The organism is Ruminococcus sp. OA3 (assembly GCF_022440845.1).
Classification (GTDB): Bacteria; Bacillota; Clostridia; order Lachnospirales; family Lachnospiraceae; genus Ruminococcus_G.
Map to the genome: position 1 here is coordinate 2,835,206 of NZ_JAKNTO010000001.1, position 12,727 is coordinate 2,847,932.

Annotated in this window: 10 protein-coding genes; all 10 read right to left on the bottom strand. The window is 44.3% G+C overall.

Annotated features, from left to right (window positions below):
• Positions 1 to 74: 74 nt before the first annotated feature.
• The gene (locus tag MCG98_RS12710) at positions 75 to 1,214 is read right to left on the bottom strand and encodes an ABC transporter ATP-binding protein (protein ID WP_240302320.1); all 1,140 of its coding nucleotides are present in this window, start codon (positions 1,212 to 1,214) and stop codon (positions 75 to 77) included.
• Positions 1,215 to 1,233: 19 nt separating this feature from the next.
• Entirely contained in the window at positions 1,234 to 2,073 is an 840-nt protein-coding gene (locus MCG98_RS12715) for a carbohydrate ABC transporter permease (RefSeq protein WP_240302321.1), read from the bottom strand.
• On the bottom strand, positions 2,070 to 2,957 hold the full coding sequence (locus MCG98_RS12720; RefSeq protein ID WP_240303436.1) for a sugar ABC transporter permease: 888 nt from the start codon (positions 2,955 to 2,957) through the stop codon (positions 2,070 to 2,072). Before MCG98_RS12720 ends, MCG98_RS12715 begins: the two co-directional genes overlap by 4 nt.
• Positions 2,926 to 4,002, bottom strand: a complete 1,077-nt coding sequence (locus MCG98_RS12725) for an ABC transporter permease (RefSeq protein WP_240302322.1) — start codon at positions 4,000 to 4,002, stop codon at positions 2,926 to 2,928. Before MCG98_RS12725 ends, MCG98_RS12720 begins: the two co-directional genes overlap by 32 nt.
• 238 nt (positions 4,003 to 4,240) lie before the next feature.
• The gene (locus MCG98_RS12730; RefSeq protein WP_240302323.1) at positions 4,241 to 5,941 is read right to left on the bottom strand and encodes a hypothetical protein; all 1,701 of its coding nucleotides are present in this window, start codon (positions 5,939 to 5,941) and stop codon (positions 4,241 to 4,243) included.
• A gap of 19 nt (positions 5,942 to 5,960) precedes the next feature.
• Entirely contained in the window at positions 5,961 to 6,494 is a 534-nt protein-coding gene (locus MCG98_RS12735) for a hypothetical protein (RefSeq protein ID WP_240302324.1), read from the bottom strand.
• Between the two features lie 31 nt (positions 6,495 to 6,525).
• Positions 6,526 to 8,634, bottom strand: coding sequence for an extracellular solute-binding protein (locus MCG98_RS12740; RefSeq protein WP_240302325.1), 2,109 nt, complete (start codon positions 8,632 to 8,634; stop codon positions 6,526 to 6,528).
• A gap of 164 nt (positions 8,635 to 8,798) precedes the next feature.
• Positions 8,799 to 9,698, bottom strand: a complete 900-nt coding sequence (locus tag MCG98_RS12745; protein WP_345891658.1) for a HAMP domain-containing sensor histidine kinase — start codon at positions 9,696 to 9,698, stop codon at positions 8,799 to 8,801.
• Positions 9,699 to 9,906: 208 nt separating this feature from the next.
• A complete protein-coding gene (gene vanR / locus MCG98_RS12750) occupies positions 9,907 to 10,614 on the bottom strand; it encodes a VanR-ABDEGLN family response regulator transcription factor (protein ID WP_240302327.1) in 708 nt (235 codons plus the stop codon).
• A gap of 123 nt (positions 10,615 to 10,737) precedes the next feature.
• On the bottom strand, positions 10,738 to 12,702 hold the full coding sequence (locus MCG98_RS12755; RefSeq protein WP_240302328.1) for a thioredoxin domain-containing protein: 1,965 nt from the start codon (positions 12,700 to 12,702) through the stop codon (positions 10,738 to 10,740).
• Positions 12,703 to 12,727: the final 25 nt, after the last annotated feature.

Genomic DNA, 12,727 nt, shown 5'->3' on the forward strand with positions numbered 1-12,727 from the left:
TTAAATTCATTCCATTTTGTTATATAAATCACAGCATTGCATAACACCCGTACGCGTTTTCATCACCCGGATTCTTATGTTGTCCTGCGGTGCTTCGTGTCCGTCTGCACTCTCGTCAATCGCTCCCCCTCTGCATTAAATACATGTATCTTCTCCTGCTTCAGACGAACATATATCTCATGTCCAATTTGACCTGGGAAATCAGCATTCGTCATGACCGTGAGATTCGGTATGCCGGGCGCAGCAAGAAAAACGGCCACCTCACGCCCTGTATTCTCCAACAGGCCGATCTCCATCCGGATGGCGCCAGGCTCATTCTTTGAAGCAAGCTCAATGTGTTCCGGACGGATGCCAGCCTTAAGCGGCTCTTGTAATTGCTCCCCAGGCAAATTACCTATATTTATAGGAATACGGGCTTCACCCAGAGTCAGAAAATGCTGCGCATGATATGATACAATCTTTGTATCCCATATATTCATATTGGGAGAGCCTATAAATCCGGCAACGAAAAGGTTAGCCGGATTTTGATAGATCTCCTGCGGCGTTCCAAACTGCTGTAAAACGCCGCAATTCATTACAGCAATACGTGTTCCCATTGTCATGGCTTCGATCTGGTCATGTGTAACATATATTGTTGTTACACCCAATTCCCGCTGTAGCGTTATAATCTCCCGGCGCATCTCTGTGCGGAGTTTCGCATCCAGATTTGCCAGCGGTTCATCCATCAAAAAAAGCTTAGGCCTTCTCACCAATGACCGCGCAAGGGCCACACGCTGACGCTGCCCCCCGGAGAGTGCACCGGGCTTCCTTTCCAACAAAGTGTCCAGTTCCAGCTTTTTTGCCACCTCAGCTACCCGTGCCGCTGCTTCCTGCTTTTTGGTATGGCGCATCTTGAGGGGGAACGCAATATTATTCTTTACCTTCATGTTCGGATAGAGGGCATAATTCTGAAATACCATCGCAATGTCACGGTTCTTAGGCGGTACTTTATTAACCACCCTGCCATCCATAAGGACCTCGCCGCTGCTGATGCCCTCAAGTCCCGCAATCATACGAAGCAGTGTAGTCTTTCCACAGCCGGAAGGCCCCACGAAAACAATCAATTCACCCTGTTCTATTTCCATATCCATATTGATAACGGCGTGTACATTGCCTGGATACCACTTATTTACTTTGTGTATTTGCAGGCTGCCTGCCCGAACTTCATTATCCATAAACAACTCCTATTATATTTCAGTCCTTCATTCCAGAAGATATAATGCCTTGTTCAAGATATTTCTGCCCGAACATAAATATCAGAAGCGGCGGCATAAGTGTAATCAGTGATGCGATCAGCGATACCCCCGCATTGTCCGCGGTGATGTTCGCCATATACAGAGACAGCGGCCAGAGTGTCTGATCCTTTAAGAATGCCTGAGGCGCCTCCATTGCGTTCCAGTACTCCAGAAAGCCCAGCACAACCGCGGAGAGGATACCCGGTGCGCCGAGAGGTATACCCAATCTCAAAAATGTCTGGATGGGCGAAGCACCATCCACAGCTGCTGCCTCAGTAACCGCCCCTGGTACCGTCATAAAGAATCGGGTCATGATGAATACCGGAAGGGTTGATGCGGCGCCGGGCAGAATAATGGCCCATGCAGTATCAATAAGACCTAACTTATTCAAAACCAGATAACTGGAAACCATAGTCACTTGAAAAGGCATCAGCATAAGGACAATATATAAGGTGTAAAGCACTTTTTTTCCGCGAAAGTCAAAACGTGCAAATGCCCATGCCGCAGGAGCGCCCAAAACAATATGGCCCAATATAATGGGAAAGACCTGTTTACAGGAATTCCAGAATACATTAAAAAATTGAGGTGTATCAAACAACAGCTCCGCATAAGCCTGGAAGGTCGGGTAGCGTGCAAAAATCGGCCATGCAGCGAAGCCATCACCACTTTCTAAAACCGGGGCAAGGTTCCCGGACAACTCCCCGGGTCCCATAAGTGTACCGGATGAAAGCATCCACAGCGGTACCCATACAAAAACAGCGATCATAAAAAGGATGAGACAGATGAAAAATTTTTTCAAGAGCCGTCACCCCCACTCATGATCTTCTGCAACAGCATAATCAAAGTAAATACGATAAGTGCCATCATTACAGCCCCAGCACACATTTTATCCACGTCCAAGCTGCTGTACCAGTTATTAAACAGATGCTGAAGCATATAAATGCTATCATCGGGATAGCTGCCAGCAATGAGATAAGCTTCCCTGAATACCTTGAACGAATTGAGCAGGGACAGCACCGTGACTGTGAACAACGTCGGCAACAGATTGGGCAGCGTGATCTTTATAAGCCGTTTTATGCTGCCCGCCCCGTCTATCTGTGCCGCCTCATACAGCGCCGGATTGATAGCACTGATCCCTGAGAGCCATAGCACCATGTCATACCCAAAGTTTTTCCATATATATGCAAAAATCAAAACTGCAAATGCAGCCCCGCTTCCAATCCAATCAATCGAAGTTTCATCCAGTAAAGACAGGATCCCATTGATTAATCCGTTTCTATGGAAAATCACCCTCCACAACAGAACAATTGAGGCCACCGGTATTGCCATTGGCATTAAAAACGTTGTTTTGAAAATCCCATGCTTTTCCTGAAATGTAGTCAGCATCAATGCAACAACCAACGATATGATAAGCAATAGTGGTATGCAGACGAATATAAACTTTGCAGTATTGGCCGCTGCCAATTGGAATGCACTGTTACCCAGCACAGATATGTAGTTTTGGAATCCAACAAACTGATTACTTACAGCGGAGAAAAAAGAACGCCGCAGTGCATCCACAAGCGGAATGAGTACCATTACACTCACGGCAAACAAACTCGGTGTCAAAAACAACCACGGTACGATACGTTCTTTTAACGGGGCCTTGTATTCATGTTCGTTTTGATGTTTTTTCCTGTATATATATTTGGGCTTCCTCGCCGCTTTCGGCGAAGGTATATTCTTTCTTCGGCAGAGAAGAGTTTTTATCAACAGAGAACCTCCTTTCATGGGATACAAAGCCAAGCTTTCCTCCTTGCCAATGGAGCAAGAGATCAATGCAAAGCCATAGACAGGGCATGAAATACATAACCTTGCCAATCGAAATATTGTTGTATGACACTATATTTACAGATATCAGACAAAGTGACAGTGTATATATCACGCAGCTCAAAATCAGTCCCGAGTATGCGCGTATTGATGTCATCCTGGCCGCTATTGCCACAAGGACAGAAGCGAATAAAGAAAACAACAGCAGTAAAAACGCCGCATTCCAAAGCTCCTTATCCCGGAAGGTCGGGGCTGCCGACATCCAGACAGTAAGATTCTCCCAATGATTCCAAAATAAATTTTTCCAAAATTTAAAGTCAGACCACCTTGAAGGGATAAAGCTTGAAGGAATATCCGGAAAATCAATACAGATCACTAATCCGGCCAAGGCGATCAAGGCAAGCGGCAGATAGGAAATCATCCACATCGGATAGTGCCGAAGCTTTCCTCCCCGCTTAATCAACCTTATAACAATGCCAAACGCCAAAACCATAGCGGGAAGCCGGTAAATCATGTCAAACACCCACCCCATCAGTGGTAAATCGAGAATTGTACCTCCTGTGAAGCCCGAAGCCGTAAGATAACGCTCTGCCTTCTCCCGCGTTCCGCCATCAGAAAATATTAACTGCATATTGGACAGTGTATCACTGGATTCCTCCTCTGCCTGCCGGAATACCCTTGATGTATCATCATCGAATACACCACGAACATATAATACCTCCCCTCCAATCTTGATCTGCATACCGAGCACATTCGTGCTTCCCCATAATGAAAACGCCAATTCTGAGCTGATGGCGCAGCCCGCTGTATCAGACTGCGAGGGTAAAGAACCAACGAGTATGGTTTTTGACGTGATATCTTCACAGGCTCCAAAAACAACAACCACATCGGCAGTCGTACTCCCCATCTCTGCATCCATGATCTCCTGTGCGGAATATACCTGCCACAGCGTGACCTCCGGCTGCTTTGCAAGGCCATCCTGCTTTGCATATTTTTGCTGCCTGACAAGAGCAGACGGACTGACACCACCAGTTTCCCATCGTACACTGACACTTGAGCATAAGCCAAGAGCTGCAATAAAGAATGAGCAGGCCATACACCATACGAAAGCCGCCAGTATTCCTGTTACTGTGAGAGCCCGGTAATTCATAGAATTGTTAGCCTTCAATGCGAACTCTGTCTCCTTCCGAAATAGTCTTATTTGAGCTCGTGATCACCTTATCCGAGTAGGTCAGAGCATTTTCTGTACTTTCAATGCTCATCATCTGCCCGTCCCTGTCCTTAACGATGATATCAACCCGTGAAGTAATCCACTCGGTTCCCATCACAGTATTTTGTTTACGGATTACGAGAACATGATCACCGCGAGAGTCTCTTCTTAATGCGGTCAGCGGCAGGCAGTTCTGATATGTCTCACTTTTTTTGTTCAAAGAAAGTTGTGCAGACATACCGGGAGTATATTTACCGTCGGGGAGAGTGACCGTCACCGGAACCATGTTATCCTCATCAGCTGTTCCCATGGCTGCTATCTTCACATCCAGCTTCTGAGTGCTGCCGTCAAGTCTATAGCTAAGTTCCCCTGTATCATTTACTGAAAAGTTCTCGGCATTCTCTTTATCCAGACTCCCTTTAAAAACAAAACCCACGCCATCGTTGGACAGTGCAACTACTTCAACATCTGCTTCCGTTTTTGAACCCTTTTCCAAAGTTTTCAAAACCGTACCGGAAACCGGAGCCATAACATGACCACCATTGTCTATGATTTCTTTCAGTGTGTCACGTAATTTTTCCTTTTCTGACAACTCAGCCTTATAAGTGACACTCTCAATTTCTGCCTCAGTCTGCGATTTAGACTTGTTTTCCTGCGCCTTTTTCAATGCCCGCCGCGCCGCTTCAATGTTTTTTTCGGCAGCGTAGAGTTCCTCATCCTTTGAGTCTTCAAACTCTCTCTGGGCACTGATTAACGCACTCTCTGCAGCTTCAATAGCGGACTGAGCATCCATAACCGCAGCCTCATCTGAAAAATCTGTACGGTTTTCTGCCGAAGAAAGCGCCTCATCGGTATCAGAAAGTGCGTTGTCCCAACGCGCCTTGATAGCTTCAAGGTTTTGAACGGCGCTATCGTAGGCAGGCGTTCCCTCCTCAGCCTCTGAGAGCACTTGCTGTGCCGCGCGAACCGCATCATCCCCAGATTCTTGAACATTCTTCCGATTTTCCTCCGCTTCCTTAATGAATGCCTGCCTTGTAGCTGTGATGGCTCTGTCTTTATTTTCGATTGCATTGGCAATCGCTGCTTCGAGGTCTGCAAAATCATTCCGCTCAAGCTTAGCAACTAAACGGTCATACGCCTGCTGTGCATCATCAAGCGCCTGCTGTGCATCATCAACACTATCGCTGCTTCCTTTCCCGGAAAGACTTATCTTCTGGTTAAGGATATAGATCTCATCCTCGAGACCCTCAATCTTTTCTTTTATGGGAGATACATCAAACGCAAGCAGCGCCTCGCCTTCGCTCACCTGCTTTCCCCTTTCTGCATTAACCTTGATAACCCTGAGGCCCTCCGGCAGGGTGATGGATATACCATCCTCTGCGTCAATTGTTCCATCAATTTCAGCTTTGTTCGTCAATGTTCCACTTGTCATTGTTGATACCTGAACGCTGGCAATCGTGGCAGAATCAGACACACGGGAAACGATCGTTAAGACAAAAATCAGTACAAAAAATGTGACTATAAGACGTATTGCTATACGCTGTACACGGTTACTCAACAGAGGCTTATGCTTTAATCCAGAGGCAAACATATCTTTTTCCTGTGTGATAATATCGTTGATCTTTTCCTTGATATGTAAGAGCTTCATTGTGTGGTCTCCTGTATAGTTAATAATTAAACTCTATCATAATTATTTTATCCGCCAGATAAGTGCCATCTGCCTGCTGGGTTCCAAAAAGCAACACAAAATCATCGTCCTTTAGTTCGCTTTTATCACCATCGTCAAGAGAATACTTCCCGCCCTGAGAATCAACCAGCGCTCTTTGAAATATAGTTTCATCCGTAAAAGTAACACTTACACTGCCTCTGTCTGCTTCACCATCAGTAGAAGCAAAGCTTGTACCTATCGTACATGTTGTTTCGGTACAGCCACTGACTGCCCCACTGAAGTCGGCTGAAGTAAACATATCATTTGCATCCGTAAATGTGTTTTCAACGGTTATTTCCTCTTTTTCACTGCCAGCGTCATCTTGGGGATCATTTTTTGCAACAGATCCCTGATCGGCTGGTACCGCATCTGACTGCGTATCGTTGATTTGGTTATTGGAAGTTTTAGGTTCCGTTTCTGCACCTGTGCATCCTGAAAATAAAAGCATCCCTGCACAAATGATTCCATACAGGCTTACCATTCGTTTTTTCATAATTCTTAATTCCTTTCTGTTTTAATCATAACTACATCTGTTCCTTTATATAAAGGCTGGCGCGGCTCTGGATCTTTTTGGCAGCTTCCTGTACGCTTATCGATCCGGCAAAAAATTCTGAGGCTTCTTCTAATATGATGTCCTCCAGGCTCTGGCTTTCATTTACTGCATAGGACACACTGCTTAAGAGCGTCCTCATAAGCTCTACATCCTCCTGTGTTATCTTCCCGTCCTCGTACAGGAACGTCCACATGGAATTACCATTCATAGCGGCCTGCATTACAGTATCAAACGCTCCCTTATGGAATGGCAGAAGATAACAGGACTCCTGATGCTCTTTCATCAAAAATGTCCTCACAAACCCCCATGCACCATCCTTATACTTGCTGGATGAGGATATTCCAATCTTTACTTCCGGCTTGATCGCATGGTATTCTCCATGGGAGCTTGGCAGGCCTATTACATTTACGTTTCCCTGATAGGAATCTCTGTACCGTGCAATTTGGTATGCACTGTAAACAGCTTCATAAGATGCTACAGCAGCACTCAAGTCCGCTTCGAAGCCGCTCTGGCTGCTCTCCTGAATTTTCCCGGCAAACTCCAGCAATTCTATGAACTCCGAAGAGTTGAAAAAGCACTCACCAGAGGCCCAGTCAACAAAGCTGTCATTGGTCTGGAGCATTATTTCAAGAAATGATGTACTTGACAGATTACTTATGGAATTTAGCCCCGAGGTTTCCAGAACTTTTTCCAGGCTGTCCAGCGTCCATCCCCCATTTTCACCAAGGGCACTTGTATTAGCCAGCATTGTGGATATAGCTACACCATTTGTAATGTAAGGCAGTTTACCGTCAATGCTTATGGCGTCAAACACATTTGCGAAATAGTCATCCATATTAATTTCTGAGTCGTTCTTAATATACGTATAGAGATCCTCCAACAACCCCTTGTTATGGTAGATCGGAACCGATAAATTGCTCATATCCAAAATGTCTGGTATATCCCCTGAAATAATCTTTGTATTAAAATTTAAAATGGCATTATCCCATTCCTCATCGGATACGTTTTGCTCATATGGAAAATATTCCGTCAGTTCAATCTTATATTCTTTATTTGTTTTATTAAAATCCGAAACAGCCTGGACAACACTTGGATCGGCAGTCAGGCTCACCATACTGAGTTCTGTCCGATTATCTTTTCCCCTGGAAAGCACCCCTATCTCATAGGAGAGTACAGAAGTCTGGTTGGACGACGCGGCCAGAACCACAAATCGGCCATCCTCAAGCTCACATACATGAACATCCGATGTGTTCAACCCCATATCAGACCAGTTGAAGATAAGCTTACCTTCCTGTGCCCCGGCACTATAACCATACAGGCTTGAGGAGTCAAAAAGATAGAAATTGTCGGTACTTCCCCCAAACAGACCTGCTGTTGTTCCTAAATAAATGGGATCTCTGTGCCAATCCTTATTATCTATATCCACGGTAAGCAGATGATAGTTCGCTCTGTCCGCAGTAGTGGCGCACACACCAATCTGCCCCTCAGCGGTCGTTATGGTGGTCATAAGATTTCCATCATAATTGAGATCAAACAAAAACTCACCATTGTTGTCAAAAAGATAAGCATATGTACTGCTGCATTTGGCTGCTATGCAGATATTCCCCTCGGCATCCATACTCATAAATATTTCACTGCCAGATGAGGAAGTAACTGTGGCATCCAGTACCGACGATAAATCTACGGATTGGACTGCTGCATTGCTGCGATCAAATTTTTTCAAACTGTAGCCTCCTGTATTATCCTTGCAGACAGCCCATATGCTGCCGTGCTGATCCATCCCAAAATCCAGAAGTACAGTTGAATCCTCAATTACCAGCGGCAGCTTTTGAAAATCACCATCATCAATTGATATTGCCGCCAGATACGAGACCTCATCACCTTCCTGGCAGCACACATAAGCCTTGTCATCGCTGATCAGGAGCCTTGAAATATATGTGACTGCATCAGGAATGTCAAAAAAACTTGCGACATAGGATTCATGAGCCTCCTCACTCTTGGTGTTATGACCACATGCCGTCATAGAAAAAAGTATCGCTATCAAACATAGCACTGAGATGTTTCGTTGTAATATTTTCATAGTATCCACGATCCTCCTGCATATAAAATACCTGCTCTTTCAGGTATATTCAGCATACCATGAATGAGCAGGCAGTTTTTTAAGTTCATATAAATGATTGACTAAGGAATGATAAATGAAATCTTAAGAATTCCTAAGACCTCAAGGCAGAAACCACGATGCTATTAAACTGAGGGAAGTTCAACGATAAACACAGTAGTTCCGTTACTGCATTCAGCCTTTATTTCACCACCGTGCTTTACAACAATATCTTTCGCGATGGCAAGACCAAGTCCGGAACCGCCGGTCGCGCTCGATCTTGAGCTGTCCAGACGATAAAATTTGTCGAAGATCACATTAAGCTTGTCTTCCGGAAGATCACCCTTATTTTCAAATTTGACAACCGTCTTTCCGGGCAGCTCCTGCGCTGAAATTGTTATGTCACTGCTGCCTGCACTATATGCTATGGCATTTTTCAAAATGTTATTGAATACCCGTGCCAGCTTTTCAGAGTCGCCGTACAATACCATATCTTCGGAGATCCTGTTTGCAATGTGCTTTCCACATGAATTCAGATGTGGATACAGTTCATCTGAAATCTGTGCCATCATATAGTAAAGATCAATATTTGTCTTTTTCAGAGAAAGGGAGTCTGAATTGCTGCGTGCGATCTCAAAAAATTCATCAATCAAAGTTTTAAGCCGATTCGCCTTCTCCCATGCGATATGGATGTATTTTAATTTCTTCACATCAGCCATGTCCGGATTTTCATCCAAAAGGCTGAGATATCCCATGACTGAGGTGAGCGGAGTTTTTATATCGTGAGCCAGATAAACCACAAGATCATTCTTTCTCTGCTCGGCTCTCTTTGTCTCAAACGCCCGTGTTTTTAGTGTCTGCCTGACATGGTCCAATTTATGTTCGATAATTTCTAATTCGGGAGATAAGGATATCTGTGCGTCATCCTCCATGAGCTGGTCAATGCCGTTCACAACTTCATCAAAATATCTTTTATATGATTTCAGCAGCATCTGAAATAGCAGAAACATAAAGAGGATGATCGTTAGCGTAAGAATAAACTGCATGTTATTTCCTATTATTCGGAAATAGAGTAGGTTGGCATCAGTATCGCTGATGTGAAGGATACGCGCAATGAAAACTGCTATTATATCAGCCAAATGTCCATGGCTAAGTAACCGCAGGAGCAGTACTGTAAGGGCAGCACCAATTGTGATGCATAATCCTTTGCCAAATGTGATGCGGCTAAGCTTTGCATAGTTATAATCTTTTTTTTTAAATTTCTTCAATTTTGTATCCAACCCCCCATACAGTTTTGATATATTTGGGTCTTTCACCGGTATCCCCCATCTTCTCACGAAGATGGCGAATGTGTACGGTGAGGGTATTGTTGCTCTTGGTATAATATTCGTCCTGCCAGACTTCATGAAACAAATCCTCTGCACTGACTACGCTGCCCTTGCGCTCCAGAAGAATACGTAGGATTGAAAATTCTGTTGGCGTTAGCAGCAGGCTGTTTCCGTCAATCGTACATTCATAAGTCTTCACATTCATAGTCAATCCCGCATACTCAAAGATTGCTTCTGTTACATGTGAGGCGGAGACTGTATTATATTTCTTGTATCGGCGAAGCTGTGCCTTCACCCTGGCCAGCAGTTCAAGCGGCCGAAAAGGTTTTGTAATATAATCATCTGCCCCAAGTGTCAGACCGGTAATCTTATCTGTTTCCGAATCTTTTGCCGTAAGCATGATGACAGGACAGGCGTAACCCTTATCTCTCACAATCTGGCATATTGACAGGCCACTCATATCCGGAAGCATAATGTCCAATATGACGAGATCAAACTCCATACGCTCCATATAGTCAAGAGCTTCTGTACCTGAGTAGAACTTATACACATCCAGATTTTCATTTTGAAGGTAGGCTTCAATCAAGTCAGCAATTTCTTTCTCATCATCAACCACAAGTATTTTCTCGGCCAAAGCATCATGCTCCTTTTGTTTTATATTTTATATAGTATAGCAAATTTACTGCTTCCATTTATTCATTTGTGATTATAAAATCATTAATTTTTTCCTAAGGTATACAAAGGTTATCTAATCGATTCAATTCTTTATCTCATTTGCCGGCGGAAGGCATATATAATTCTTACAAACGTAATATGTTGTTTTTTCATTCAGTAATGGAAACTCCGGCGTTTCTTCCTCCCGTATTTTTATATCCGCATACAGCGGAAGTCGGCTTATGATTTCTTCTTTTCTGTCCGTTTTCGACAATATAACGGTAATCTTCTGTGGGGGATAGTCATATAGCAGAAGTGCAGTCAGAAACATACAGTACCCTGCCGGATAGTCTTCCGCCGCACTGGACATATATGCAAGCTGATGCTCTGCTGCATTTTTATAATCTTCATTACCCGTGATCTGATATAGCCGTACAAGACAGTAAGCCATCACGGAATTCCCGCTGGGTATCGCACCATCATAGGTTTCTTTCGGCCTCGTTATCAATCTGTCATTACGGTTCCCGTACAGAAAGAATCCTCCGCCATTTTGATCCGCAAACTGCCGCCGCGCTTCATTACAGATCTGCCGGGCACGCCTCAGATACTTTTCATCAGAGACCGCCTCGTAAAGGCTGAGCAATGCGGCTGTGTAATAGGCATACTCATCAAGAAATCCTCTTACATTCCCGGCTCCATCCCGGCAGCTGACAAAAAGTATTGTTCCGTCTGCCAGATTTTTTTCAATGAAGCGATGCGCCTGCACAGCCGATTGAAGATACCTTTCCTTTCCGGTGACCCGGTATAGTACCGCCATGGCAGAAATCATCAGGGAGTTCCATGCAGTAAGGACCTTGTCATCCAGATGAAGCTTTGTTCTCAGCTGGCGATTATCATACAGAAGCTTTTTTTCTTTATGGAATCTATCGGATATATCATTCCCGTTCAACAGGTTCGGAATATTTTTCCCCTCGAAGTTTCCGTCTTCAGTGATTCCGAAATAACTGCAGAATTCCGCTCCCTTTTCTCTGCCGAGTATCTTACAAATTTCTTCATAATCCCAGACATAATACATTCCCTCCCTGCCCTCACTGTCCGCATCCTGGGCAGAGTAATATTCGCCCTCAGGTCCTGTCATTTCCCGTAAAATATACTCCGCGATTTTTTCAGCCGTATCTAAAAACATGTTATCTTCAGATATCTTAAATGCAGCTGCGTAAGCGATCATCAGCAGGGCATTATCATATAACATTTTCTCAAAATGAGGCACAAGATAAAAACGGTCTGTAGAATATCTGGAAAACCCATAGCCAATATGATCAAAAATCCCCCCTCTTCGCATCTGCTCCAGAGTCTTTCCCGCCTGATAAAATGTATCATCACACTCAATCCGGGAATACAACATAAGAAATATTAAATTATGGGGGGTTGGAAATTTAGGCGCCAAACCAAATCCACCGTAATTTTTGTCAAAAGATCGTGTGAACAATTCTACAGCCTGTCCGGGCAGTCCGCTGTCCATTTCTTTTTCAGACTGCTCTTTCGCCTTCTCTTCCGTACTGCCTTTATCTATATTCATCTGACCTAAAATCTGTTCTGCCGAATGCAGCAAATCGGCTTTCTTATGTTTCCAGAGCTTATTGATTTCCAGTAACAGTTCCCGAAATCCCATCATGCCAGATCGGTTCACAGGTGGAAAATACGTTCCCGCATAGAAGGGCTTCTGCTCTGCTGTCATAAAAATACTCATAGGCCATCCGCCACTCCCCGTCAATTTCTGGCAGACTTCCATATACACACTGTCTATATCGGGCCGCTCTTCCCTGTCTACCTTGATGGAAATGAAATTCTGGTTTAGAATACCGGCAATTTCCTCATTTTCAAAACTCTCATGCGCCATCACATGACACCAGTGACAGGTACTGTAGCCGATACTTAAAAAAACCGGTTTATCTTCCTGTCTGGCTCTTTCAAATGCCTCATCAGACCACGGATACCAGTCGACAGGATTATTGGCATGTTGTATAAGATACGGACTGCTTTGACCACTTAAATGATTACTGCTCATGACGGTCCTCCTTTTCAATATTCCC

What these genes read in the sequence shown, in the direction of transcription:
- MCG98_RS12730 (WP_240302323.1), bottom strand. Translation starts at nt 5,941, where the DNA reads ATGAAGCTCTTACATATCAAGGAAAAGATCAACGATATTATCACACAG.
- MCG98_RS12725 (WP_240302322.1), bottom strand. Translation starts at nt 4,002, where the DNA reads ATGGATGCAGAGATGGGGAGTACGACTGCCGATGTGGTTGTTGTTTTT.
- MCG98_RS12755 (WP_240302328.1), bottom strand. Translation starts at nt 12,702, where the DNA reads ATGAGCAGTAATCATTTAAGTGGTCAAAGCAGTCCGTATCTTATACAA.
- MCG98_RS12735 (WP_240302324.1), bottom strand. Translation starts at nt 6,494, where the DNA reads ATGAAAAAACGAATGGTAAGCCTGTATGGAATCATTTGTGCAGGGATG.
- MCG98_RS12710 (WP_240302320.1), bottom strand. Translation starts at nt 1,214, where the DNA reads ATGGATAATGAAGTTCGGGCAGGCAGCCTGCAAATACACAAAGTAAAT.
- MCG98_RS12745 (WP_345891658.1), bottom strand. Translation starts at nt 9,698, where the DNA reads ATGCAGTTTATTCTTACGCTAACGATCATCCTCTTTATGTTTCTGCTA.
- MCG98_RS12740 (WP_240302325.1), bottom strand. Translation starts at nt 8,634, where the DNA reads ATGAAAATATTACAACGAAACATCTCAGTGCTATGTTTGATAGCGATA.